The organism is Mucilaginibacter defluvii (assembly GCF_039543225.1).
GTDB classification, from domain to species: Bacteria; Bacteroidota; Bacteroidia; order Sphingobacteriales; family Sphingobacteriaceae; genus Mucilaginibacter; species Mucilaginibacter defluvii.
In genome coordinates, this window is the sequence record NZ_BAABJI010000001.1 from 1,364,046 (window position 1) to 1,389,262 (window position 25,217).

Consider the following 25,217-nt stretch of genomic DNA (forward strand, 5'->3'; position numbering starts at 1 on the left):
ACTTACAGGAATTGTGTTTACTTTTTCTGTTCCGGGTCGTGATGCTCACCTTCACGGTGATGTTCCGGCTCATTTTCATGTCCGGGGCCTTCGTGATGCTCCGGATGCGGATGTTTTTCCTGCGTCCCGTCTTCATGATGTTCACCTTCCGGGTGGTGTTCCGCTTCGCGATGATGCTCCGGCTCATTTTCATGACCGGGGCCTTCATGATGTTCCGGGTGCTGGTGATGCTCCTCGTGGGTATGCTGTTCCCCGGAAGTGGCGGGATCATGATGTTCGTTTTCGGTATGATGTTCGTTCTCCGCATGTTTTTCCGGTTGCTGGCCTTTGCCTGCGCCCTCATGATGTTCGGTGTGCGGATGGTGTTCCTGATGCTCGTGTTTTTCTTCTGATGAAGATCCTGGATTTTGTGTGTTCATGACATTAATGTTTACTGATGATCAATTCGCGGCCATGCGGGGCACCCTGCTGGTGCGTCCGGCCACGGTCCATAAATTTGCTGAGAAATGATAGATCAGATCAGTAATGTCCTGATGCGGAGATAGCGCGGCACCGGATCATCAGGGTAAATAAGATCAGGGTACCTTCGCACCTTAGGCACTATAGGTGCGGTGCGGATCTGCCAGGAGGTAACCGGCGAACTGACGACGGCCGCCAGACCAGCGTTGTCGGCCAATACCGGCCTGAGCACTTCCTGACAACTCAGATAGGTGCAAGCCCGATCAGTAGCCGGCTCATTTTCGGGGTCACTGACCGAACGGTCCAACGCCTTTGCGCTTTCCTTAATTGACCCTGTCCCGACAAGTTTATAAAGAAAGAAGGTGCCGTAGTCCACATTACAGACCAGCGAACCCGTGATCAGACACAGGTAAAAGGCGGCAAGCATGGTGGCGGCAGTTCGTTTCATATTCAGATCGCTCCAATTTAACTACAAGGAAACGATCGGATAGTTTGAATAAACTGTTAGGATATTTTATTTCCCGCTATGCCGCTGGTCGACCTTTTTAAAATGGCGATCCGCATCCCTGGCGGCTGTCAGGGTACGCAGCACAAGCAGTAACATCAGGAGCAGACCAAAGAGCACCTGTAATATACCCAGCCCGGTGATCCTGAATCTTCTTTTCTTTTTCGCATTGCGCGTTGCCCCCGGGACATTTCCCTGCCTGATCCGTCCGCTCTTCTTTTTAATTCGTTTATTGTTTCTGCTTACTGGCATTTTGTTGACATCTTTGATGGTTATCGATCAGCCGTGTTACTTGAAAAAAAGTTCTACGGCCGGTTTGAAATGGGGATCGCGATGCCGCTGCATGACGACGTATTGGTTCAGCGCGTAGGCGGTGAACCGGGCGGTACAGCCATCGAAGAGCTCATCGGCGAATACCTTTCCTTTCTGATATAACTTCTCCGGGTAGCGCGCCATTTTGGCCTGCACATCCGCAGCCAGCTCGAACCAGAGTTCGGCACTGACATGCGGGTCGTTCCAGTTGGCGATCAAACTTTCCTGTTCGTTGAGCACGGTCTCGGTCAATTCATTCAGGTAGCCCAGGAACTCCGGGATCTCTGTCCGCAGCAGCCGGTGCAACAGTCTTGCTTTCTGGACGTTCGTCATTAACGCTAATGTTTTCATTGCCTTTCGTTCATCTTGACCGTTGTTTATTGCTGGGCGATGCCCGATACCATATTAATGCTGAGCGCCACGATGACCGTGTTGAACGCGAAAGAGAGCAGTCCGTGCAGCAATACGACCCGCCGGATCTTTTTGGAAGTGATGGCCACATCGGAAACCTGAAAGGTCGTACCGATCACAAAAGAGAAATAGGTAAAATCGAAATAATCAGGGGCTTCTTCCTCTGGAAATACCAGCCCGCCGGTCGTATCCCGATGTTGGCGGCTGCCTGAATAATAGAGGTGCGCGTACCGGAAAACAAAGTTGGTATGGATCAGCAGCCAGGCACCGAATACCGAAGCGATGGCCAGCAGGATGTGACCCGTCAGGCCATCTTTGCCAAAACCTTTGATCGAGCTCATCAGGATCGCCAGTGCAAGGAAACATACACTGGTCGCGACCAGCATAAATACGGAGATGACCGCGCGGCCGGTGTCCTGTTTCCGTGCGGTCTCCCGGATCTGGTCCGCACTGCAGGCTGTAATGGTCAGCCAGCTGAACAAAAGATGCGTTGAGCAGAACCCCAGCCAGGTAAGCATCCAGTGCGCGGATGGTACAAAGTTGTTCATCGTCGTCAGGAACAAGATGATAGAAACGACGATGGATATATATAGCCGGGCCCGGCTGTCCAGGCCCAGGAGCTTTTTCGGCAGGTCAATAATGAATTTCATGATCAAATAGTTAAAGCTTGTCGGGAATTGGAGATCAGAATGTGGCGGTGAACAGGATACCGGGAGTGCCATACCGAAAGGATGGCAGCAGCAGGGCCTTGTTCTTCCCTTCCTTAGCCCGGAACAATTTCTTGCGGATAGCCGGATAGATGTAATAGGCGGTTTTGGTGGCGATGATGCCGAAACCCGCGCCTGCAATGATGTCGCTGAACCAGTGCTTGTCATTATAAATGCGCATGACAGCGGTGGTCGTGGCAAAGGAATAAGCCATCACGCCATACCAGGGCGATCGCCCGGAAAATTCCTGGGCCATAAATTCCGCGGAGGTAAAAGCATTACCGGCATGTCCGGATGGCCAGGAGTACCGGTTGGAGCCGTCCGGCCGGAGCCGCCCCGTCGCGGCTTTGAGCCCGGCTGTTGCAGCGTAAAAGATCGCTTCTGACATGACCAGTAATATGGTCCGGTCAATGAAGGTGTTCTTGCCCTGTACACCGGCGAAATTGAGCGCATAGACACCCACGGTCGGGGCGAATTGCAGGTAATTATCTATGGTAGACCGGAAATTCGGATAATGCTGTGTCATCTCATTATGGATGCTGTGGTCCACCTGCCGGATGGGCGGCAAGGCAAAGGACAAAGCACCATAACTGATAAAGGCCGCCGGTACGATAAAGGCCCTGAACTTGCTTTTTAAAGGTTTTACACTATCGGGCAGGACGGTGAGGCTACGGGCGGTATCGATCTTTGCGGTATCCGGCCGTACCTGTGCGGACGCGATGCCAAAGGGCAGCGACAGGAAAAGGATGCAGGACATCCCACGAATTATCAAATTCATTAAAAATGGTTTTTAGGATAAAAACTGAACGATTCATACAAGTTGGGGCTGTATGCTGCGATCAGATCCTAAAAACCCTCATTTCTAAGTAATGCCAGAAATACAGGAAAGGCCAAATGCGGTCCTGATAACGCAACGCTCCATATTTTTCTGATAAAGGTTTGAAGCGGCTGAAAAGCCAGTGAAAGCTGGCGATACCTGTGATCGGTCTGCTGATCTGGTCCGTTAGTGTGCGTACCTCCCTGTGCTCGGCTGAACGGTGTTTTTTTCCTGTTGAAGGATCGTGCATCCGGTCATTGCAGGCAGTCTTTGCATGTTCCCGCCCGGGCTTCGTCGGCATTTGATGCCCGAAGGTCTCACAAACAACGCGCATGCCGCTGGTAAAGGCGCAGCCCAGGTCACCAGCCGTGACCAGCAGGTAAAGTAACCCGGCCGCGATCGCGAGCACGGGTCTCATTTCAAGGTCGCCTTTCTTCCACATCAGCTATACGTCGTTTTAGCGGTCACAGGATATAATAGATCGCTGGTTGTTCCGGTTTGGGTGTTACGACATCGCCGTCGACCATCTCCCGGATATTGCTTTCGATGGTCCGGCTCAGGGTCGTGGTCGGCGTGTCGGTCGGCCTGTTCTCGAAAGGGTCCTGCATCAGGATCGAGGTCTTCTCGATACAGATGAAGAGGGCCGGGATCATGAAGGTCAGCATGATCTCCACCAGTTTTGACTTATCCTCCAGTCCAAATGGCAGCAGGCTCATCAATACATAGATGAGGAAGTGGATCATCACGCTGTAAGACCTGGGAAAGACCGTGTTCTTGATACGTTCGCATTTACCCATTGCATCGCATAGGCGGGTGATGGTGCTGTCGATCTGAACCTGCTTGTTGGCATCCAGTTCAAACTCCGCTGCCGCTTTGGCGAGGGTACGGCTGTGCTGGCTCAGCAAGTGGTTGGGCAGGTTCAGCGTACTGATCGCATGCTTATCCATGTAGTCTTTGACCGTCCCGGTCCAGGGCTGTTTGCGAAGGCCTTGCGAAAGGGCGTGGCACCAGAGGATCTGCTGTTCGGCGAACTGCCTGATGTAGCCGAGCCCCGCGGCGTTCTCCGGCAGGAACAGCTGGACTTGCCGGATGAGGGTCCGGCTATCGTTCACGATAGCACCCCAGACGGTTCTGGCTTCCCACCAGCGCTCATAGGACTGGGAGGTCCGGAAAGCCAGCAATAAAGATAGTAAGGTGCCTATAAATGCCGACACGGCCAGCGGGATCGTGATCGACTTGAAGATCCAGAAATGATCAAAAGTACCGGCGAGCACCGCATATACGGCGATGGCCACCAGATCGTACTTGATCAGGTTCAGAAAATAAAAAACAGATAGTCTCTTGTTCAGTAGCATAAACGCTTTCTTTTTATGAATGGGATAACTGAAAATAGTCATATATCAAATGTAACAGGCCTTCTTGCAACTGTTAGCCGGTGTGTCACAGGTCCGGCCGGAGCCGCAGCAGCGTTCTTCTGCCAAGATCATAGGTGATCCGGAATGCTTGCTGGTTGCTGCCTGCACCCTGTGGGCTTTGGTGAAAACTAAAAATGAACTGTCCTTTGATGCCCCGGAACAAGAACGGCGTAAAGATCACATCCAGCCGGTTATAGAAACGCTGTGAAAAATACCGGTCACCATGGATCAGGTTATGTCCTTCTCCCTGGTAGAATTCATCGAACAAGGCGAACCGTCTGTAGGCAAGATAAGCGCTGGCAACAAAGCCTTTGGGTGTCCGCCAGCCGCCAAGTCCACGGGTCCGTTCGAACGAGAACATACCGCCCGCTTCCAGGCTCAGGGAGTCGAGGAAATGTTGTTTTCGAGAAAGATCAAGACCTATCCTGAACTGGGCTGCACCATTATCTGACAACCGGTCGTCAGGTCTCAGCACGGCGGCCCCGGCATCATGGAACATATAGACGAAATATTTACCGAAGATCACTCCATCGTCGCCGGGCGCGAGACCGCCGGAACTGCCGAACAGGAACTGTTCGCGGTCTGTGGCGGTCTGACGGCTCATCCAGTCGATAAATACCGTAGTAGTGAAACGCCCGTGCTGATAACGGGCGAGCAGGCCTTCGACATTCGGCCGGAAGTAACGCAACGTGTCATTGAGCAATGCCCTGGGAAAATCGCTGACCAGACCTTCGCGCGGAAAAGCGCCGGCGTTGAACTGCCAGCGCTGACCGGTATACTGATAGTACATGACCGGATCGATCTTCCCGAAGAAGGGCCGGGCACCAAACTCATGCAAACCATTCAGGCCGGCAACAAAACGGTTGTTGCTGTCCAGATGCAGACCAAGGTCGAACGCGAAACGGGTGCCGGAATAAGTCCTCGAGCGGTTCGCATAACCTTTATATTCCCGGTTATCAAAAAAGCCCAGGGCGTTGAAGCCTAAATCCAGGGCCTGTGCGCTGGCGAGCTGGGACGAACACAGCCCGAGAAACAATAACAATGCGGATCTATACGACATATCGGCCGTTTAATCGTAAAAAAATAGCAAGATTTGACAGTCAGGGTGACGGGGACGTAAGCGAAAGCACATGATCGGCCGTTGAGGCCGTGATCAACCACGTGGAGGCCAGCATCTACGGGCCGTTAAGATCAAATTTACGCCCGCTCGTTGAGCTTAGGCGGTTGCCAGACATTGATCGCACGGTGAACAGGGACTTCCATCACCGCTGCATAATATACCCGTGAAGCCCGGGTTAATTGGGGAAGGGACATTGTTCGGAACTGGATGAGGGAAAAGATACAGCAGCAATTGCAACCGCATGAGGGCGGGCACTGGTCCTGGTGCTGGGTCTTTTTGTCTTTTTGCAGCGAAGCCATGGCAGAAACCGCCGGCGTTTGAACCGGGATACCGTCATTGCAGATCTCCAGGTCCAGGACCAGGAAAAAAGCCGCCAGCAGAAAACACAGATATCTCATTATCATTACCTGAGGCGAATTTAGTAAAGATTTTCGGATCCTGTCTGAACAAAAGACAGTTCCCCGGGAGCGCATGGTTTGAATATAGCCTGTAGGTTTAAAATATCTGTTGGTCTTTTCCTCGTTCCCAACTCATATCCCTCGGACGATGAGGGAAAATGGATCGATCCCTTAGTTGAACCAGTATAACAAACCGATCGCCCCACATGGATCGGGCGGCCATTTGATCTGTTCGGTATCATGGGTCTGCCAAAACTTAAGCGTCATTCAGCCAGGTTCAGTGTCGTTTTGACCGGCATCAAAAATAACTGGAGAGACCGATCTGAAACCCGCCTGTCTTCGCTGGCGGATTCCCCAACAGGTCGGTCTGCCTGACGATCTTATAATTGATCCTGAACACGGTCTGCGCCCCCGGACGCCAGCTCAACCCGGGTGTCAAACCCCAGAGCTGATCGCCAATGCGGTCGCCGGTCTCCCGGAACCGGCCGGTATTCCAGTCCACATATTCTGCCCGCAAGGCTAGGTTAATGACCGAGCGTGGCATGCCGGCGACCGTTCCGCGATAGACCGGCCTTACCAGATCGATGAAGCCACCTTGCTGACGACGGCCGTATTGCTGGGTATAGGTCTCTGCTACATCGACCAGGACCCAGGCCCACTCGGTAGTGATATACGTGTCCAATGGGCGGATATGTGTATTCATATCTACCGCGAATACATCCACACGACGCTTCTTGTCCAGCGGCAGGCCGTCCTCCCGGAACTTGTTATAAACCCCGCCCATATAAGAGAGGCCGATCTCAGCAAGGCCTTGCTTTTTGATCGCCGTTTTCAGCGTGATGAGCGGAACACCATTATAACTTTCCTCGAACCTGTTGGGATCCAGTTTGGCGGCAGGCAGGGAGGTCCGCCCGGACTGGTTATTGATGATCCGGTCATTGAAACCATTGGTCAGATACGCTTCATAAGCGAGTACCCAGTCCCGCCGGAAGGCTTTGCCATAGATACCGAAACCGGCATTGCTCCAGGTGGCCGGCAGCATTTCGGTGGCCGATACGGGCCGGTCAACGAACTCCCATTTCGGGCCATCGTGGTTCTGGTTAAATGCCCCGATCGGGTTCAGTACGATGCCGCCGCGTAAGTTCAATAAGGGATGCAGTTCCAGGTCCACGGCTGCGAACTCGATACCGATCTCCTTTGCGCCGTCCTCGAACTCGATCTCGGACAGGAACTTGATGCGCTCATAGATCGTGGAAGCGACGAATAAGGTGAACCGCCGCATCTGGAATTGGCTGCCTTCGGTCACGCCATTGGTGCCCAGGTGCTGGTAATTGGCCTCCGCATAGCCGCCCAGGGTCACCGGCAGTTTCCCGAACGAAAAGAATGGCCGGTCATAGACGGCATCCATATTGAGTTTCAGGCTGCTGGTATCCCGAACGGTGCGCCGTATCAGGGCGCTGTCGATCTGGGCGTTCGCCTGGAGAACGGCCAGGCTGACCAGGCAAATGAGTATCGTTATTCTCATGTGTTGGGTTTTCTGAGGTCAATAAAAAGTTCACTATCGCGGAGGGAGACCGGAAATGTACGCAGGGCCCTTGCCGCCGGCCCATCCACCACGTTGCCCAAGTGATCGAAGGCACTCCCGTGGGCAGGACAGGTCAATTGGTTCCCGGCCACCTGCAACTCAGCGCCCTGGTGCGAGCATTGCATCCATAAGGCCGTAAAGCTATCCGTGCCGTTCCTGAACAGGCAGATCGGGAAACGCAGGCTTTCATGCCTGATCACGACATACCGGACCGTATCGCCGCCCGACCCGAACCGGGAAAGCGGTAGCGTGATCCCGTCCCTGACCAGCGTACCGGTCACGTAATGGTACGAAGTGCAGCTGCTTGATAAGACCAGGCCGCTCAGGCAGGCGATACAGCCGCCCTTTAAAAAATCTCTTCTATCCATGTTATAGCGATCTTAAGAATTTGAGGATCTTTTGTCGTTCACCGGGGGCTAATGCCTGGTACCGGCCACGGCTGCCGCCGCCCTCGCCACCGTGAAGCAGGATGGCTTCCTCGATCGACCGGGCCCGCCCGTCGTGCAGCAGGTAATACTGGCCGCCCTGCGACCCGGGTGCCAGTCCCAGTCCCCACAGCGGTGGCGTCCGCCATTCAGCGGGTTTGGCGCTGCCCTCCGTATAACCGTCGTTCAAACCGGCACCCATATCATGCAACAACAGGTCGGTGTACGGCGCGAAACTGACGAAAGACAGGGGGGCGATCGGTGAATGACCGGTCTTTAGTTCCGGCCGGTGGCAGGCACCGCAACCGATGGTCAGGAACAGGGTCTTACCGCCAGCCACATCACCGGCCTGCGGGTCCCGTTGCACGGGCGCACGCAAGGTCTTTAAGTAAAAAACGACATCGGCGACCGTCTGGCTGGAGATCTCCGGGTCGGTCTCCGCGCCGCTATAGGTATCGCGCGGTTCGAATACGGAAGTGATTCCGATGTCCTCATTATAGGCGACGGCGGTCTGGTGCAGCAGGTCATAGGCAGCCGCCTTCTTTCCGAACCGGCCGATCAGCAATCCGTTCTTGACCATTGTACCGGGCCGTTGTATGACATAAGGCCTGGGGACTATCCAATTCGGCGCGCCGCTGATACCGTCCCCATCCGTATCCTCGGGATCGGACATGGCCAGGATATCCTGGTCCGTCACGGCATCCAGCAGTCCCAGGCCGGTATTGGCTGGCGGCGTAAAGCGGGAAAAGGCTACGCCTGGCGGGAGCTGCTCGGGAAAGTAACCCTGTAAAGCGCGGTGTTGCAACTGTGGTCCCCCTGCGTTCAGGTAACTACTGCCACTTTCATCGGTCTGGCCAAAACGGGTCAGCGTAGAGAACGGATGCCCTTTGCCGTCACCGGCATGGCAACTACCGCAGGAAGTAGAAACGAACAGCGGACCGAGACCTGTCTCTTTGGTAAAAATGTCGTCATTAAAGGCGACATCCCCGCGCAGGAACTGCGCATGCTGCGGTCCGGTCAGGCCAGCTAACGGGCCGTCCAATACCTCTTCTTCCCCGGGTGCAACGGGCTCAAATTTTGCACAGGCTGTTGTTAGCAGGATAATTATCCATAGTGCGGTCGATCTCATGATTAGATTTTATGCCAAATCTAAAAATAAAATTAGACAAGACTAAAAATAAAATTATGGTTTGTATAAATAAATAACACCTATGCGACTAATTGCATCGACCATCGCGCATAAATGGGCAATTATTACCTTTTTGATCACGCGATCAGCCATGACTGACCAAGCAAAATGTGGCTGCGGATCAAGAATGATAGCAACCGAATCGATATATAAATTCTACAAGATATTGTTATACCGGAGAAATTTCCGGATATGGACCGTCGATCCGGATCCAGATAGAGCAGTAGAGGAAAGCTCCCCCGCACGCTTTTTTATCGCGTTGCTCTGACAACATTCAATTGGAACCATGTTCGATGTTAATATTGCGAATTTGCCCGGTCACGAGGAGCCAGCAGAAATTATTTACCTGGCACATATCCTTTACCCTGATCATTAATTTCCTTTTCTAATAGCGATCTGATCTCAGCGGCCTGTTTTGTCAATTGATCCAGATGATCGATATAATTCCTGATCGAGGCGTTTCCAAGGTCATCTTTAAGCTCAGGACCGATCTTAGGATCATCAGGTTCGAGGTCATACTTCTTCCTGCGTAACAATTGTTGGATCACGGCGATGTCGGGGTCAGGTCCGATCACAGATGCATCCTGGATCAGGGAGCGATTTACGTCGTCCAATGTCGCCTCAGCTGCTTTTTCCAATGTATATTTCAGACAAACACGTGTAGCTCTATCGATCGCACCGGCTGCAGTCAGCCATTGTTCATTCTCCTTACCGACAGCTTTTGCGTCAAGCTTGAAATAATTAGGTTCGCTTGTTTCGGGATCGATCTGTTGCAAAAGGTCAAGCAACCGGTCAAAATCCCTTAATGGCCGGTATTCTTGTTGCATTTTCCAACGGTGATCCCACAGACCCAGTATCGCCTGGGAACATTCCAATTGAATTTCTTTGGCATCCGGGCCGGTAGCTTTTTCTGCCGCCACGATCTTCTCGGCCACATAATGCGCCATCCAGCGCCCAAGCGTATCCACGCTTTTGTTAAGTTTAAGTTCTTCAACGAGCGATATCCCTAAGGACATAACTTCTTTCGGTATCTCTGAGTACTCCATCAGCGGACAAAATAAAAATTTGATGAATAGACGGTTGATATTTGATCGTGTCATCCGAACGATAACGATGGGCCAGATTGCGGCTGACCTCTACTTTGAAAATAATGTCCATTTGCAATACTCCACAGACCTCAGCCAGCAGGTCAAGGGAACAGTTCAGCCGCGAGCCCGTTTGCTCAACCTCATGATCGCTGTCTTCTTTCCCGCTGCTCCATTGCTCAGCGAACATTACTTTCCTGTCCGGCTTGTCTTTTTTAAAATAGGTCTTGTGATCCTTTGACGTTAAGAGACCCAGCTTTTCAATAAAGTGCTTACCCAATCGGAACGGCGGGAATGGCAGTTCTTTGGCAAAGGGGTCGTACTCATCCAGCCGGGCGCTAAGGTGTTTGTCCCTGATCCAGCCTTTCAATTTGAAAGGTGGCTTCCTGAATTCCATGTCGCGCTCTTTATGATCTGGTATCTTGAAATCGTGATGATCCTCGCAGGTCGCCAACGCACACATCAGCGCGTTCGCGGTCGCCGGGCTGACCAGGGCGGAACGCACCCGGTAGGTCTCCCGGCGAATGTCTGATGCTTCCTCCCAATCACCTGCGATCGTCAGGAATACATCTCCGCCATTTTTCAGCAGCAGGTCCGGCACCATCTCTCCGGCATTGATAGTGGACTGCCATACCCGATGGTCCTTTTCCGGCCACACCGGTCTCTTTAGCGGCAGGGGGTCTTTCCAATCTGCGATCCAGTATCCATCCCTGCGTGTTATCGAATGCTTCGCCAGCCAGCCCGATAAACTCTTAACTGAGCCGTCCTCAGCCGGCGTAGCCTGCGAAAGTGACAATAACCGGGAAACGACCACCATCATCGCGTGATAGGAAATATAAAAATTGTGGTTATCATCCCGCGGGTAAGAACCATGGCTATGTCCGACACTGTAATCCTCCCTATACTTGTTCCACAGTTCTGCACGTGGATCAGCATCGAACCGATAGCTGGTGGTTCCCCATTCATTGACGACGACATGCCCCGACAGATCGACCATTTGTTTTTGTGTCAATCCGAAGTACCTTCCCAGGTCACCCAACCAATATCTGCTAAAATCGTAACCAAAGTAATAGCCAAAAGCTTCTTCACTATCCCCATCGTCATCCGTTTTGGGAATTGGGTCCCAAAGGGGCGTCAGATCGACCGGGTGCCATTCCGCGCGAATTATTTTTTCAAAAAAAGCGATCTCCTGATCACTGAATGTTCCAGGGCAAGCACTGGCTATCCTTAAAGCCGTTTCCGAGGCTGTCTTTTGTATGGTCGCATGTTCCAGCCCCGTCGCATAATCGGCGATCTTTGAAGCAAGCATTTTCAGTAGATACGGCTTCTCGGTTGCGACCCTGGAAATTGCGATCATCAGGTATTGCAGTCCGTGATAAAAGTAGAAAGGATAACGGGAACAGCCGTAAGCCCCCACCGTTCTCTTTTCGGCAAGATCAAAAAGATCATGGAACACCTGCTGCTCATTGAAGTTGGCCAGGTTCAACAGGGTATGCGCTGCCCGCCAGCGATGATCCGACCGCGGGGATGCCAGTGCCGACCAGAGAAACCCCGCCATCCCTTCCCCTGTGCCGGGTCCGGTCTCCAGCCAGGCGGCCCAGGGCCCATCGCCGAACGTTTCCTCGATGTGTATCTCGAAACGGCTTAAAGCATAATCCAGCGTTTCTAAAGCGTCGGCAGGGGTAAGCAGGCCACCCGCTAAACCCACCATATCGAAGAGATGTTCGGCATCTGCCTCTACATGGTCATTGATCATACCCTGAAATATCCCTTCTTTAAGCCAGTCCGAAACTTGTAGTGCCCCGGGAAGCACTTTGACCATATTCCGGAAACTATGATAACTGGTCAACTCTAGTGCGAAACGTCTGCCGATACCGGCGACGAGCTGCGGGAGTTGCTTAACGAATCCCGGCCTGTTCGCAGCACGTTCAGGTAAACACTTAAAAAAATATTCCAGGTCATAATGTTCGATCCAGTCACACTGAAGTAGTGCGTTGACCAAAGAAACAAGGTCCGGGTCGGCCGTCCGCTGTATGAGATTGACCTGTAGAATTTGCCGGCCGTAATGAAATTGGTGTTCGACCGCTTTTTGCCTGATCGCCTGGTCAACGCGGGTGATGCCCTCCGGGGTTAAAATATCATGTCCGGCAAATACCGCGTCCCAGTCAAGACCGGGAAGTCCGGCACTGACAACCTCCTCTCTTTTTTTAGCCCCGGTAAGCTTTGCAGGCAGGGAGGAAACAATGGCTTTCAGTTCCGCATCAGCCAGTCCCTGTTCATCGGCCAGTTCTTGCAGATCGGTCCAGTAACTTGCGGAATTCAATTGCCGCTTCAGATGACGAATGGAATCTTTCAGAATGACCTTCTTATCAGCCGGAGAGATATGCGCAGCACGAAGGACCCCTTTTAACAGATACGGGAAAGATCCCGGTGAGCAGAACGGATGATAACTCCAGGCTTGTACGGGAGACCAGCCTCCCGACCGGGTCAATTCGATCAATGCCGCGTTGATCAGCCAATCGAACCGCCCGATGTCCCGGTCCCGCCAGCGGCTGAGCGCTGCGATCCCGCCATTAGGGGACAATGACGCGGTAACTTGAATGGCCTCGTCACGATCCCAATGTTTTTCACGACGGTCTAAGCCCACCAGTTCTGCGACCCTGATGAAACGATAGGCATAGTCATGCTTTGGCACTTGGGGCTCGGCAGCCCGTTTGGCGATCTCGGTCACCGCCTCCCAACGCCGGACCATCTCATCACCGAATTTAGAAAGGATAGCGATCGCGTCGTCAAAGTACACCCCCGCATTATCGGTCGAGGTGATACCTACAGCGCGCGCAAGCGATACGTAATTCTGAGAAAGTTCTTCCGGACTTTCGTTCGTTTGTGATCGGATGTGCTGGTAGGCAATGTCCTCCAGGTCGTCGCTCAGAAAGCTCAGATGGGCTAAGCGGTGCGCCCAACGGGCGGTATCGATCCAGGCACGTGTTCCGATCACCCTATTGGTCCTTATCCGCGCATCAAAAAGACCAAGGATCTCTTTGTGGCCGGAATTTCCGCTGAATTTAAGGATCTCCAGGTAGGCTACTGACAATATGCCCGGGAGCGGATCTTCATAACGATACCTTTGACCAGAACCATTACTTGAGATCTTTGCGATCTCTTCGAGCCTTGCCGGGATAATGTTACCACCGTTGACGATCACCTCTAACCTCGTCAGGTACCATGGCAATGCGCCGCTGATCAGTTCCTTATAATTGGTCAGCTCTCTTTCTTCCTCGTGTGAGCTTTTTTTATCTTGCCGTTTTGCGGGCAGATAAACAGCGATGTCCGACAGATCAGAACCATTGAGCAAACAATGAATGGCTATACTCCGGAAGTAATGGACAGCATGCGTTAGATGATAAGATTGCGTGATATAATAGGTCGCTATCTTAGAGAAGAATTTTTGTATCAGTGTTCCGATCTTATCTTTAGGCAGCTGGTGGAAAAGACATGCTTCCGCAAGCGCTACGATCGTCAGATCAGGTTCCTCATGATAGCTGTCTACCGAACTACTCGGTTTGTATTTCTTTTGATTGAGTTTTGTTAATAAGGACTGTATGATCTTTTTATTACAAAATTTACCCACCTGCGCCAACTCATTATTGATCGCAAGCAGGTATAAGGGTTCTTTCCTGCATTTCCCGGTCAGTTCTTCAATCCGTTGGTGATCGCCTGCATCGATCAAACGCCTGATCAGGCGTCCGAGTATCTTGGCAAGCTTATCTACAGGTGAGAGCCTTTCGAATACACGTGCGCAACCTTCGACGCCATTGATATTCAAACTGGCAAAAGCCAGCTCTAAAATATCATGGTCTTGAAGCCGTTGTTCCCGCTCTTCCGGATCTCTGGGGGTGTTGAAATAGATCTTAAGCCAACTTTGCGCGGATCTCAGGAAACTTCTTGCTTCTCCTCTGAAGTCAGCGATATCTGATAGTAAAGATGCTGAATAGATGTTCGCCGATCCTTCCCAGGCACCGGAAAGTTCCCGCCGCATGGCCATTTCCTGTATCTTTTCCTTGCTTTGCAGCCGGACCAATAGGTCGATGTTCCGTTTGAGCAGCGCAACTTGTCGCTGGTTACCTGCGGTCTCTTCACCAGCCCTCAATGCGATCTTACAAGCTGCTTTGAGGTCTTTGATCTTCAGTGATGCCTTTAACGCGAACTGTAAGCGATAGAAACGGATGTTACGCTCGTCGATCGGGTTATCCTTAGGCAAAAAATCATCAGAAAGTGCGATCTCGATCAGCTTCTCGTATCGCTCCGCCTGGTGGTATAACTGCGGGAGCATTTGTGCAGCGTAGACCGAGCCTTCCGTCAAGGGCTCCAGTGTTAGAATGAATTGCTCAAGGTCTTGGGGATCGGCACTGAATTTCTGCCGGAACCAGGTTTCCGTCGGCTCATCTCTGAACTGCACGGAGTCATCAGCGAGCCAGAGCGAACGACCGATATCGCTGACGAAGCTTTTAATGGCAGCCGGATCCACATTGGCGACCTCTGCTAATATGGCTATGGGAATATTCGGTGATAATGAAGCCAGCCCGACACAGATCTTTTCAAGTTGCGGATGGTGTTCCGGAGGAAGGCTGTCTTTTAAACGCCCTAACGCTTGCTCCAGCTGCTGAGCGATTTGTGCCTCCACGGTCATCACAGCAGGTCCAAGATCAGCGAGCAGGACTGATATGCTCGGCACACCGGTCGCCAGCGCGTTCGCCTGGACGCGGGGGCTGGCGGCGGTCAACCGGTGAAACTCTTCTGCTTCTTCAATGGTCGCCATTGGATAGTGCAGCTGAAGGTTTCGGTGCGTTTCGGTAAGTGTGAATGGCTGTAGTGGCAATTGCACCACATAGCTTTCCGGCCGTAAATAACTGATGCGTTCCGTGCGGCATAAAAAAGCGATCCTGACACCGACGGGCATGCGTTCTTTAAGTAATTCAGCAGCAAAGCAGGAATCATTCATTTCTTTAGCCGCCATTTCCGCATTATCAGCGGCATCGATCAATAAAAGCAACGAACCATCAGGATAGGCGCTCTTTATCGCTACGGCCGAAGTTTCCAGGCGCTTGATAAAGGCGCGGGTAATCTCTGCCTCTTGTGTGCCGTTTGTTACCAGCAAAGGATCACATAGCCCTTTCGCGGCCAATTCATTCGCCATTTGTACCAGGGCATCTTTGTGGCGGTGCCGTGAGCGGCTCCTGTTCCGGTAGCTTCCCGCACCGAAACAATCATAGGCTATGATCTCGGAGCCTTCTTTGATATGCTCGATCATATATCTGGTGAAAACCGATTTCCCCACACCGCCGGGCGCATGAATGAGGACAGGAGCCCCAGATGACATTAGCTGGTCTGCAAGTTCCTGATAGCTATCACGGCCGATCACCGGCGTTGGAGGCTCCCAGACCGGCTTTGCAGGAAATAACTCGGACTCCGAGCTGAATCCAAAACATTTCAGGACCTCCTCCCGCAATAACAAACCATCGCTGTCCGGGAGTGCTTTGTCCGATATGATCGTGGTCAGGCTGCTTAACTGAGCGTTGTCCACGGGGCCCGCTAACAAACGGAACAGTTCTACACGGAGTTCTGCCTTTTGAAGGTTATAATCACCTTGGGTGTCATCCAAAGATAATATGCTGCAAAAAACAGCAAGATCGACGGGGTCCAGTCCCGTATAACGCCGGATCGTGTTGATGAATTTTTTATCTTTACAAGTATCTTGGGTCAGCTCTTTGATCCTGCTCTTGAATGCCGGGTCGATAGGCCTGTTCGTCACGATGGCGAACCTGATGTCCTGATGACCGATATCTCCCGCTTGCTTACGCTCCTGAAACTTTTTACCAAAGCCGACAAAAGTTTCCTTCAGTCCGCTGATGATAAAAGGATCGTCCTTTTGCGTGGTGGTGTGCTTCAGTTGATAATAGGTTATTCCGCTGATCTTTGCTTCATCGCCATAGTATTCAGCAAGGTCGATCACATATTCCCCTGCTTTACCTTTATCTTTTGAGCCTTCCACGACAATATGTCTCAGGGGCGAATTGGGATAGATCAGCTGCAGTGCACGCCGTGCTGCCCATCGGTAATGAAAAATATCGCCCGCCCTGGAATAACCGACCTTATTATCTGCCATTTGAGTTCATAATTGGTTTAAAATACGATCGCAGCAGGAACAAAATGTGCCGTTAAGCAACACTAAATGGCTTTTTGGAAAGCTGATAAGGCTTGAGATCCTGATCCGCTTCTAATAGCACACCGGAGGAACTGCTGACAAAGTAAATGTAAGGATATTTTGGGATGACCTCAATACCTTCTCTTATTGCGATACATCATGTCCTAAGCCATATCATAAAATATGTTAAATTTGACATTAAATACGATAGCGCAGACACAATAAAAAGATATGAGACTGATCGAGACCTGTTTTAATAATTTCCGCTGTTTCAAGCGTTATGAGATCAATTACGGTAGTGAGGTCACTGTTTTTTTCGGTAAGAACGGAACAGGTAAGTCCAGTGTACTGTCCGGTGTCAGACGCGGCCTGAGCTTTATGTTCGCCAAGCCCAGGAACTTTCAAAAGAACCTTGCTGTCTCCAACAACGCGAAAGTAAGGTCCTTTGAAAAGAACGAGGCTAATTTCGACCCAATAGACCGCGTTTATAATTACCCCATCGATAACCATTTCAAAGCCAGCTTTACAGATGGCCTGCTGCAATGGTCAATGGTCAAACAGACGCAAAATGGCGGATACCTGACCAACCATTACAAGGACGTGCTCGCCGTCGTGCTTGGCTATTACAACAACGACCTCAAAGCTGAACTGCCTGTATTGGCGGTCATCACAGATTCTTTCCCCCACGAGATGAGTAATTTTGGCAATAAGGCCAGAAAAACGGTGGGTGGTGATGTATTGCCAAGAGATCTCGCCTACTATGGTTGGGATGAACGAACGAATTGCATCGAGCTGTGGCTGAACAGATACTATAAAGTGGCGAACTTTGAGAAGGATGTTCACGATGAAGTCCGGGCGATCAACGATCAGCTTGAGCTTTACAAACAAAGATCAGAACTTCCCGCAGGTGAGGTGCAGGAACAAAATGCGAATCATACCAGGGATCACCAGACCCTTTCCCGATTAAAAGAACGGCTGACGCTCCTTCAGAAAGACGAAAGGTTCGTTGCGTTTTCCAGGGAACGCCAATTCATAGAGCAGAAGTTGCTTGATTTCACCAAACCGGTTTCTGAGGATTTTCATTTCATCAATAGGGATTTCGAACTTTTCAGGTTAGCTGTCAACAGGCCTGATAAAAAGTCATATATACTCGAATTTAGTTTCAAGGACGGCAGGGTCATCACCTTCGACACACTGCCCATGGGTTACAAACGGATCTTCTCCATGGTGATCGATATCGCCTACCGCTCCTATATCCTGAACGAAGGACTGGAAAGCCATGGTATCGTATTGATCGATGAGGTTGAACTTCACTTACATCCCACCTTACAACAGGATATTTTGCAAAGGCTTAAAAGGACCTTCCCTAATATCCAGTTCATTATCACGACGCACTCGCCTTTAGTGATCAGCAATTTCAGGGCCGACCAGCATAACATTGTCATTAAACTGAATAACGAGGGTAATGAATATTCTAACCGTTCGATCGGCAATGTCTATGGGGTGGATTACAACACGGGCTTAACCGAGGTGATGGGGGCATCTTATCGTGAAGCGGAACTAGACAAGTTGATCGACTCCATTGTTATACTTAAAAAATTCAACAAAACGGATCAGGCGGAAAAACTGCAAGCTGAACTTTTGAGCATCGTTGGTGAAGACAATGCCTATATCCTGGAAGAGATCGAGAACAGACTTGCACAAAACGCGCAATAGTACCTATGATCTATTTAACTAAGACCGACCAGGCAGCGATCAAATTCGTTAATGATTATGTTTCGGGTTGTTGGCTGGACCAAGGGGATGGCACATCCAAATATCAGAACCTGAGCTACGCCAGCGTAAAGAATCCGGTAAGTCAGTTTAGGGGCTTCTTCGTTGACGAGCAGCACAAAACCTGCTGTTACTGTAGCCGGGAGATCATCAATGACCATACAACGGAACTGGAACATATCATACCCCGTACAGAAGAAAGACCGGAAGTGTTCGAGCGGTATTATCAACACAGCGATCTGCTAAGAGACAATGTGATCTCTCAAAGCGTGTTTTTGCAAGCGACCGAAAAGCAGCAAACACCTCCTCAGCCGCACCATGTCGCTTATCACAATATCGTAGCCTCTTGTAATGGCCGGACCTTTCACACATCCGAGGATTTCACCTGCTGCAATCGCGCCCGGGGCGATCATTTTTTACCGCCGTTCAATTTAATGGAAAATTCCATCGGCTACCTGCCCGATGGCACGATACTTTATCTTAAAGACCTGACCGACCGCACCCCATTTGAATTGCTGAACCTTAATAAACAGAGCCTGGTTAACATCCGTAGATTGTGGTATTTGTTCAGCCGGTCGGCGTTATCGATATCGGATATCGTCAACTTCAATGTAGCAGATCTGCAGAACAAAATCAACGAGCACGCCCTGGTATATTCACCAACGATAACTGTAGACCTGAAACTGGCAGAAACCTTTTCAATACCGGGAATGTGGGCTGTATTCGTAAAGTATGCTTATTTTGGTTCTTATTATCGGAATAACTAACTCACGGGTCCGGGAGAACCTTGAAACATCAGATTCTTAACTTCGTTTGATACGTCTGGTGATCAATTGATAGTCAAAAAGCCGTACGTTGAGAATTTTGCGCAGATTAACCGCCAGTAGTTGTGGGCCTTCCATCGCGCCGAAGTGGCCGCCTTCACCAAATTCGGTCCCTGCGGGCGAGTTTCAAGTCGTAAGCCAATGCCCGGGGCTTGGCACCCTGGATCAGAGAATATGCGTTTTCCGTCATTTGACACTTGACAGTTATTGCGGCTCCAGCCGGTTCACCTTCGCTTTGCGCGCTGCCGCGCACGCCGCTCCGGTTCTCCCGCTTACACCGCCGACGCAGCAGCCCTGGTTTTGGCTACGCTTCGCCGCGGCGGGCGCTGGCGCGACCCCGCCACGGCCAAAACCAGGGCAGCTGCTGTTTTTTGATCTTCAGAAAAGCGGCATCGTAGAGATGTTGCATCGCAGTTACCCGTTCTTGTAGGCACCCAGCGCCAGGGCCTGCCGGGTGGCTTCTTGTGATATGTCCGGTGCGAATTGTATCATGGATCAAACCAGATAGATCTCGTTGGGGTTTCGGGTGAGATAAACCCAGTTCTCTTTGATGTGGTAGCCGTAATCAAAACACATTTTACAAACCACCTCGAAATAGTCGTCCCGGTGTTCGCTGGTATAAAATTTAAGGTTGACCCCAAAACGATGGAACTCTTCCAGTGGGATACGGCGTTCATAAAGGTGATACATATTAAAAAGTTTGATCCGGTTGCTGATCAAAATCCCATAAACTTTCTCGATCGCTGCCATGTCTGCGTCTGTTTCCTTTTGCAGTTCAAGCTTTTCGTGGTCCACCGGAACATCGACGGTCTGCTCATTGCGCCGTTTGTTATTAAATGCTGTCCGGCAAATGTCATTACAAAATTTACGGTCGCTGCGTCCTGCACCCAGTGGTTGTCCGCATTCCTGGCAGGCTTTAGTTTGTTCGGTCATCTTCTACGGCATTGATCGGCTGGTATGAAACGTTTATAAACGTTTAAACAACAAGGAATTGTCGACTTTGATTTTCTGATGCCCGAGATTTGTGTGCTTATCAAGGTATCCCGGTCATGGAAAAGTTGAAAGCAGCAACGAAATACCCTAGCCTGGTCAGCGAAAGTTTCGGCCATGGGAAGAAGCATTATTTTATCGATGTGAAGAAAGCGGTGAACGACTCGCATTTTATCCTGGTGACTTCCAGTGAGCGTTATGGCGAAAATCAGTATCATCGACAAACGGTACAGTTGTGGGAAGAAGACCTGGCGTTCTTCGTGGAGGCCTTATCTATGGTGCTGACGCAAATGACCTGCGGCGACGGGCCGCAATTGTTCAGCCGGGCACCGATGGAAGTGGTCAAAGATCCGACGGGTATGAAAGCGCTGGCTTCGGAAGACCGACCACGCGAGAAACTGCATGCGTTCGGCGCGGGTTCGCTGCGCAATGCGGAGCTGCTGGCGATCCTGCTCTGTACGGGGAGTTCGGAACTTTCAGTTTTGGATCTTTGTGAAACGATCATGCTATCGGTGAAAGATGAGCCGGCGCGTTTGCTGACACGGACAACGGAAGATCTTTGCCGGTTCCGGGGTGTGGGTACAGCGAAAGCAGCTACGTTACTGGCGGCATTGGAGTTGGGGCGACGGGCGTTCCTTTGTCCCTAAAGAAGTTTTAGGCATGGCAAAAGTAGCGCGTGCCCAACCAGTCTGTCAAGGGTATATAAACCCCGCTAGCGCGGGGCCCTTGACAGACTGGCCGTGCAGCGCTGATGGGCCATAAAAACTTCTTTATGGAAAAGTTCGCATTAACCCTTGAATCCCAACCTGCCATCGATGCCTATCTGGCCGACAGTTTTGTTTCCCGTGACGAGATGCCGATCTTACTGGAGATCGGTAGCGCCATTAGTTCAGGTGATATAGCATTATTGGCCTGGTTTGCCGGTTTCGGCGATAGCTTTCGTCAGATACTGATGAATGTTAAGGAACATCGCCGGGCTTTGGAGTTTGGTTTTACGGAGATCGCGTTCAACCGGTATGGTTGGTTTTCTTGCAGTCCGTTCTTAGACAGGGAAACCATTGGTTTTGAGCAAAGCGAGATCCGTATCGGTCGGGGGCCGAACGGTCTTTGGGTTTATGCTTTGCGTTGCAATTATGGCGTAGCCGGTGATAGCGGGCCGCTGTCTGTTTTCTGTAAGCAATATCCGTCGCGTGAAGCGGTATTGGATGCGGCGCTGGCGGAACTCAAAATGAAAATATCCCGCTATGTCGGTAACTCCGATACGACTAATTATAAACAGGATGTATTGAACAAAACGTTGAAAGCGATAGCTGCTTATCAGGTTGACCGGGTACAGTTATCGTTGTTTTGAGTCCTTAATTGACCGCTTACTGTTCAATACTTTAGTAACCCCCCAATAAGGGTTTGGATGATCTATTGAAGACATCAATGATACCTGTCAATGGCTTTTTTTCCGGCTGAGGGTACTTCTGTGTATTTTAGCTGCATATTATGGCATCCAACCGAGATAATTTCAGCCGAAATACAAAAATGATATTGGCGCAGCGTGTCGCCTATCAATGCAGCTGCCCGGGCTGTACCAATATCACCATAGGTCCGCATGGGTCTGATCCGAATAAGTCGATGAATCTGGGCCAGGCAGCACATATCTATGCCGCCGCGATCGGCGGTCCCCGTTATTCAGACAGGATGACGACAGCGGAACGCTCTTCCCCTGATAATGGCATTTGGTTGTGCAATATGCACGCGCGGGCTGTTGATCTGGATGCGGTCACTTATACGGATGTTTTACTCAAGGCCTGGAAGAAAGCGGCCGAGGAAAAGGCGTCCAGGGCCTTACTTCATGCAGAGCGCGAGATCGGAACGGGTTTGGAAACACTGATCGTACTGGATGTGGACCTGATGTTTGCCGGTGAATGGATCGGTGCCAGGGGCGATCGATGGACTTTTGTTGTCGGGGATTTTCTTTTTGGCAATATTGAACGCCTGCGGAACTTTGGCAAAAATGAAATATTACCGCGCCGGCGCTATGTGATCATTGAATCCCAGAATGAAGGGCGGTTGCTGCAGGAAGGCTTCGACTGGCATGTCAATGCCAAAGGCCTGCATGAGATCACGGTCAGGGTCTATCCGGAGATCCCCCGGACAACATTAAGGGAATTGGGTTCAGATATTGCTGATACATTCGATGGTGATCTGTTGATTGGAAGCGGGGATTTTCAAATGATCAGCGGTGCGGCTCATGCTAAACAGGTGATCGAACGCAACCTGGGCATGCCTTTCGGCAGTTGGATCGCTCAACCTTTAATGGGCTCTTATTTCCCGATGTATTATGCGGCTTACCAGGATAATTTGCCAATGCTCAACCGCCTGATACGAATGGAACTGATACGGTTGATGATGATACCTTCTTCATTACTGGAAGCTGATACAAATGCCCCGTTGAGTTTTGTAAAAAGCATTACAGAGGTTTCAGTGATGGCTCCACTGAAAGGGATCGCCGCTGTTTTTGTATCGCTGCTTTGGTCGGACGGAACACCATGGTCCGATACGCTTTATGTCAACTATGAACAAGACGATACTGAACCGGACGACGAAGACCAGGCGATCATCGCGATGCTAAAGCAGACTTTCGAGCAACCACCGCTGGTACTTTTACAAAAAGCGGCAAGTCTTTTCAAAGGTCGGGAATTGCAGGTGGAACGGGATAATTCCGTGATCCAGCACCTGTTCAACGAGACGCTGCCGGCGATCATGGCCGCCGCACAACCGGCAATGAAACAGGAAATTTACCCCTTGTTCAATTCCTACGAGACCTCTTCCTCGATCGATCGCCGCCCATTCGGGTTTTATACCAGCGCGGACATCGAGTTGGCAGTTTTAAAGGGGAATGTCTCAGAGATCGGTTCACATATTATTCTACGTGGCTTTAAGAAAGCAGGTGTCGATGCTTTTGATATTTATGCTGACCTTTACGTTCTTTTTGATGATTATAGTTTATCTTTCAAGCCTGCTCATCACGGGCCGGTATGGCATAAGAAATTGTATGATGCGGAGATCACCGGCGAAGATATCCGGGCGATAGCCACGCAGTGGGTAGAACACTTGGCGAAGCTCATTACCCGGCAGATCGACTCGATGCGTTAACGCTCAAAATATTGGATCTAAGGATGAAACGAAACCTGCAATTACCCCGTTCCAGCCGCCAGGAAACGTTAGAGACCATTTCGCGCAACCGGCTTGCGCTGCTTTTTGACCCGGAGGTATTTGAACTCCGGCCGGAGCAACAGCGGGACAAAGGTATTGATGTAGTTGGTGAGATCAAACAGGGCGTGGAATATACCGGTTTCCGTTTTGCCATCCAGTTGAAGTCTACTGAATCGGCTAAAAAGCAAAAGGACGGATCGGTTCCATACCCGATAGCGGTCAGTAATCTCAATTATCTGCTGAACTTTGGATTGCCAGGCTATTATATCCTATATGATCTTCCCGGCGATCAGTTCTATATCATTTCCGTCGCCGAAGTATATCGGGAATTGCAACAAAAATATCACCCTGACCAGTTGCCCAAAACCTATAAAGTAAAATTCAGGCAAGTGCTGGATCAGCCGCAACTGGACCTGATCTATAAAGAGACTTTCGAGACGGGCACCTTACTGAAGAAGCTGAACCTGCATTGGCGGTCCGGTTCGGGAAACGAACCCCGCCCCGGCGGTTTGGTCATCGATGAATTGCAGGATGTTTACAGCGTCGAACAGAACATCGCCTTCATCGAACAGTTCGGCATACACTTGCTGAACAGCCATCGTTTTTTCCAGGTAGTTGAAATTGAGCAGCGAACGCACCCCAGGAACAAGGCTTCAGCCCAGTTCAATATGATCTGCGGCATTGCGTATTACCATCAGGCAAGCCTGTTCAAGGCTGTTGAATTGCTCAAACTGGCAGTCAGTGAGATCGATACTTTGCATCCCGAAGACAGCAATATGTTGTCCTATACCTTGCTGCATGCGAAATATTTGCTGGGAATGGTGGATCAGCAGGTGTTCCGCCAAGAAAAGGCAAGATTGGTTTCCAACGAGCATGCGGGTACTTTTTTACAATTGGAGCATTTGACCGACCGGTTCTTTGAAAGCGATGACCCCGACCAGGGCCGGCGGATCAGGATGTTCTATGATGAGGCGATGCGAATTATCGCAAAGCACCCTGACTTTCATGATATGCGGGTGGTGGCCTATGCAAAAGTTCTGAATTTGGAAGCTACTTTATTATTGCATGAATTGGCTAAAAATGCCTTACATACCTTAGGCCGGAAAACAGATGTTTATCGGGACGTGCTCACTGAAGAATGGATCGATCTTGATACGCAATTTTTAGGGCAGATAAAACAACTCCATGATTATGCATTAAAGCATCAGAACTTTTTGGCGATCAGCAATTTGATGATGGAGCAGAACGAATGGCAATTCCGAAAGATCTATCATTATCATGCTTTCAATAATTGGGTCAGAGAATTCCAGGGCTTTGGGGCAACGCTTTCTGCACATGATACTATGTTCTTACGTAACCTTTTGCAGGACGTGGATAAGATCACGGTAAACTATGACCGGCTCCAGCACCGGGAAAATCAATTCAATAGCCTGCGCACGCGTTACGAGATCCTGCATTTTTTAAGGGATCAGGAAGCGATGGCTGAGTGTGCAGCAGAGATGGAGAAATTGATCGACACTTATGATCTGAATGTTTTGCGTAGGTCCTTTGACCTGATGCGGCAGGGCGATATGAGGCACCAAAAGTTTTTCATAGACCTCGCTCAACGGAGAGCGGCCCTTGACCGGATCGCGATCAACGGTGGTTTTGCAGACCTGCTGTATGGTGACGTAGATGCTGCAATGAATGCCGCGCTCAAACGTCAACCCAAATGGTCGTTGACCGAATTACTGCCTTTGAACTTTCCTGAAGAAAATACGGGTGTAGTATAAGGCCGGTCTATCCCGGCC

General features: G+C 50.7%; 21 protein-coding genes and 1 pseudogene. 6 read left to right on the forward strand and 16 right to left on the reverse strand.

The features are described from left to right. Nucleotides 1-17: 17 nt before the first annotated feature. The 15 genes and pseudogenes from ABD960_RS06085 to ABD960_RS06150 form a co-directional block, all read right to left on the reverse strand. The gene (locus ABD960_RS06085) at nucleotides 18-419 is read right to left on the reverse strand and encodes a hypothetical protein (RefSeq protein WP_345330036.1); all 402 of its coding nucleotides are present in this window, start codon (nucleotides 417-419) and stop codon (nucleotides 18-20) included. A gap of 95 nt (nucleotides 420-514) precedes the next feature. Next, nucleotides 515-907 (reverse strand): hypothetical protein, encoded by a 393-nt coding sequence (locus ABD960_RS06090; RefSeq protein ID WP_345330037.1) that lies wholly within the window; start codon nucleotides 905-907, stop codon nucleotides 515-517. Between the two features lie 66 nt (nucleotides 908-973). Beyond that, the gene (locus ABD960_RS06095; protein WP_345330038.1) at nucleotides 974-1,216 is read right to left on the reverse strand and encodes a hypothetical protein; all 243 of its coding nucleotides are present in this window, start codon (nucleotides 1,214-1,216) and stop codon (nucleotides 974-976) included. A 36-nt stretch (nucleotides 1,217-1,252) separates the two neighbouring features. Beyond that, a complete protein-coding gene (locus ABD960_RS06100; protein WP_345330039.1) occupies nucleotides 1,253-1,627 on the reverse strand; it encodes a hypothetical protein in 375 nt (124 codons plus the stop codon). Nucleotides 1,628-1,653: 26 nt separating this feature from the next. Beyond that, entirely contained in the window at nucleotides 1,654-2,337 is a 684-nt protein-coding gene (locus ABD960_RS06105; protein WP_345330040.1) for a DUF1345 domain-containing protein, read from the reverse strand. Between the two features lie 34 nt (nucleotides 2,338-2,371). Continuing rightward, on the reverse strand, nucleotides 2,372-3,172 hold the full coding sequence (locus tag ABD960_RS06110) for a phosphatase PAP2 family protein (protein ID WP_345330041.1): 801 nt from the start codon (nucleotides 3,170-3,172) through the stop codon (nucleotides 2,372-2,374). Between the two features lie 61 nt (nucleotides 3,173-3,233). Beyond that, the gene (locus ABD960_RS06115; protein ID WP_345330042.1) at nucleotides 3,234-3,653 is read right to left on the reverse strand and encodes a hypothetical protein; all 420 of its coding nucleotides are present in this window, start codon (nucleotides 3,651-3,653) and stop codon (nucleotides 3,234-3,236) included. Nucleotides 3,654-3,675: 22 nt separating this feature from the next. Beyond that, complete coding sequence (locus tag ABD960_RS06120; RefSeq protein ID WP_345330043.1) at nucleotides 3,676-4,608, reverse strand: bestrophin family protein; 933 nt, start codon at nucleotides 4,606-4,608, stop codon at nucleotides 3,676-3,678. Between the two features lie 43 nt (nucleotides 4,609-4,651). Beyond that, a complete protein-coding gene (locus ABD960_RS06125; RefSeq protein ID WP_345330044.1) occupies nucleotides 4,652-5,686 on the reverse strand; it encodes a hypothetical protein in 1,035 nt (344 codons plus the stop codon). A gap of 756 nt (nucleotides 5,687-6,442) precedes the next feature. Then, nucleotides 6,443-7,669 carry a hypothetical protein gene (locus ABD960_RS06130; protein WP_345330045.1) on the reverse strand — a complete coding sequence of 409 codons (1,227 nt, stop codon included), beginning with the start codon at nucleotides 7,667-7,669 and terminating at the stop codon, nucleotides 6,443-6,445. Next, entirely contained in the window at nucleotides 7,666-7,929 is a 264-nt protein-coding gene (locus ABD960_RS06135) for a Rieske (2Fe-2S) protein (protein ID WP_345330046.1), read from the reverse strand. Before ABD960_RS06135 ends, ABD960_RS06130 begins: the two co-directional genes overlap by 4 nt. A 108-nt stretch (nucleotides 7,930-8,037) precedes the next feature. Continuing rightward, nucleotides 8,038-8,097 (reverse strand): annotated as a pseudogene (locus ABD960_RS20970) (twin-arginine translocation signal domain-containing protein); the annotation flags it as partial. Between the two features lies 1 nt (nucleotide 8,098). Beyond that, complete coding sequence (locus ABD960_RS06140; protein WP_345330047.1) at nucleotides 8,099-9,283, reverse strand: di-heme oxidoredictase family protein; 1,185 nt, start codon at nucleotides 9,281-9,283, stop codon at nucleotides 8,099-8,101. A gap of 398 nt (nucleotides 9,284-9,681) precedes the next feature. Beyond that, nucleotides 9,682-10,359, reverse strand: a complete 678-nt coding sequence (locus ABD960_RS06145; RefSeq protein WP_345330048.1) for a hypothetical protein — start codon at nucleotides 10,357-10,359, stop codon at nucleotides 9,682-9,684. Beyond that, nucleotides 10,334-16,594: a P-loop domain-containing protein gene (locus ABD960_RS06150; RefSeq protein ID WP_345330049.1), complete on the reverse strand. Its 6,261-nt coding sequence runs from the start codon at nucleotides 16,592-16,594 to the stop codon at nucleotides 10,334-10,336. Before ABD960_RS06150 ends, ABD960_RS06145 begins: the two co-directional genes overlap by 26 nt. A gap of 270 nt (nucleotides 16,595-16,864) precedes the next feature. Here ABD960_RS06150 and ABD960_RS06155 point away from each other — a divergent pair, with 270 nt between their 5' ends. Beyond that, on the forward strand, nucleotides 16,865-18,349 hold the full coding sequence (locus ABD960_RS06155; RefSeq protein ID WP_345330050.1) for an AAA family ATPase: 1,485 nt from the start codon (nucleotides 16,865-16,867) through the stop codon (nucleotides 18,347-18,349). Nucleotides 18,350-18,354: 5 nt separating this feature from the next. Beyond that, nucleotides 18,355-19,173, forward strand: a complete 819-nt coding sequence (locus ABD960_RS06160; RefSeq protein ID WP_345330051.1) for a hypothetical protein — start codon at nucleotides 18,355-18,357, stop codon at nucleotides 19,171-19,173. Nucleotides 19,174-19,725: 552 nt separating this feature from the next. Here the strand turns inward: ABD960_RS06160 and ABD960_RS06165 are convergent. After that, complete coding sequence (locus tag ABD960_RS06165) at nucleotides 19,726-20,163, reverse strand: hypothetical protein (RefSeq protein ID WP_345330052.1); 438 nt, start codon at nucleotides 20,161-20,163, stop codon at nucleotides 19,726-19,728. Between the two features lie 116 nt (nucleotides 20,164-20,279). On the opposite strand from ABD960_RS06165, the gene ABD960_RS06170 reads away from it, so the two are divergent. The 4 genes from ABD960_RS06170 to ABD960_RS06185 all read left to right on the forward strand — a co-directional run bounded on the left by ABD960_RS06170 (nucleotide 20,280) and on the right by ABD960_RS06185 (nucleotide 25,199). Further along, complete coding sequence (locus tag ABD960_RS06170; protein WP_345330053.1) at nucleotides 20,280-20,867, forward strand: UPF0758 domain-containing protein; 588 nt, start codon at nucleotides 20,280-20,282, stop codon at nucleotides 20,865-20,867. A 125-nt stretch (nucleotides 20,868-20,992) separates the two neighbouring features. Next, nucleotides 20,993-21,571, forward strand: coding sequence for a hypothetical protein (locus tag ABD960_RS06175; RefSeq protein WP_345330054.1), 579 nt, complete (start codon nucleotides 20,993-20,995; stop codon nucleotides 21,569-21,571). 140 nt (nucleotides 21,572-21,711) lie between these two features. Continuing rightward, complete coding sequence (locus ABD960_RS06180) at nucleotides 21,712-23,367, forward strand: hypothetical protein (protein ID WP_345330055.1); 1,656 nt, start codon at nucleotides 21,712-21,714, stop codon at nucleotides 23,365-23,367. A gap of 23 nt (nucleotides 23,368-23,390) precedes the next feature. After that, nucleotides 23,391-25,199: a DUF4365 domain-containing protein gene (locus tag ABD960_RS06185; protein ID WP_345330056.1), complete on the forward strand. Its 1,809-nt coding sequence runs from the start codon at nucleotides 23,391-23,393 to the stop codon at nucleotides 25,197-25,199. Nucleotides 25,200-25,217 lie beyond the last annotated feature (18 nt).

Coding starts and splice junctions, on each gene's coding strand:
- ABD960_RS06085 (WP_345330036.1), bottom strand. CDS start 419: ATGAACACACAAAATCCAGGATCTTCATCAGAAGAAAAACACGAGCAT.
- ABD960_RS06090 (WP_345330037.1), bottom strand. CDS start 907: ATGAAACGAACTGCCGCCACCATGCTTGCCGCCTTTTACCTGTGTCTG.
- ABD960_RS06095 (WP_345330038.1), bottom strand. CDS start 1,216: ATGCCAGTAAGCAGAAACAATAAACGAATTAAAAAGAAGAGCGGACGG.
- ABD960_RS06100 (WP_345330039.1), bottom strand. CDS start 1,627: ATGAAAACATTAGCGTTAATGACGAACGTCCAGAAAGCAAGACTGTTG.
- ABD960_RS06105 (WP_345330040.1), bottom strand. CDS start 2,337: ATGAAATTCATTATTGACCTGCCGAAAAAGCTCCTGGGCCTGGACAGC.
- ABD960_RS06110 (WP_345330041.1), bottom strand. CDS start 3,172: ATGAATTTGATAATTCGTGGGATGTCCTGCATCCTTTTCCTGTCGCTG.
- ABD960_RS06115 (WP_345330042.1), bottom strand. CDS start 3,653: ATGTGGAAGAAAGGCGACCTTGAAATGAGACCCGTGCTCGCGATCGCG.
- ABD960_RS06120 (WP_345330043.1), bottom strand. CDS start 4,608: ATGACTATTTTCAGTTATCCCATTCATAAAAAGAAAGCGTTTATGCTA.
- ABD960_RS06125 (WP_345330044.1), bottom strand. CDS start 5,686: ATGTCGTATAGATCCGCATTGTTATTGTTTCTCGGGCTGTGTTCGTCC.
- ABD960_RS06130 (WP_345330045.1), bottom strand. CDS start 7,669: ATGAGAATAACGATACTCATTTGCCTGGTCAGCCTGGCCGTTCTCCAG.
- ABD960_RS06140 (WP_345330047.1), bottom strand. CDS start 9,283: ATGAGATCGACCGCACTATGGATAATTATCCTGCTAACAACAGCCTGT.
- ABD960_RS06145 (WP_345330048.1), bottom strand. CDS start 10,359: ATGTCCTTAGGGATATCGCTCGTTGAAGAACTTAAACTTAACAAAAGC.
- ABD960_RS06150 (WP_345330049.1), bottom strand. CDS start 16,594: ATGGCAGATAATAAGGTCGGTTATTCCAGGGCGGGCGATATTTTTCAT.
- ABD960_RS06155 (WP_345330050.1), top strand. CDS start 16,865: ATGAGACTGATCGAGACCTGTTTTAATAATTTCCGCTGTTTCAAGCGT.
- ABD960_RS06160 (WP_345330051.1), top strand. CDS start 18,355: ATGATCTATTTAACTAAGACCGACCAGGCAGCGATCAAATTCGTTAAT.
- ABD960_RS06165 (WP_345330052.1), bottom strand. CDS start 20,163: ATGACCGAACAAACTAAAGCCTGCCAGGAATGCGGACAACCACTGGGT.
- ABD960_RS06170 (WP_345330053.1), top strand. CDS start 20,280: ATGGAAAAGTTGAAAGCAGCAACGAAATACCCTAGCCTGGTCAGCGAA.
- ABD960_RS06175 (WP_345330054.1), top strand. CDS start 20,993: ATGGAAAAGTTCGCATTAACCCTTGAATCCCAACCTGCCATCGATGCC.
- ABD960_RS06180 (WP_345330055.1), top strand. CDS start 21,712: ATGGCATCCAACCGAGATAATTTCAGCCGAAATACAAAAATGATATTG.
- ABD960_RS06185 (WP_345330056.1), top strand. CDS start 23,391: ATGAAACGAAACCTGCAATTACCCCGTTCCAGCCGCCAGGAAACGTTA.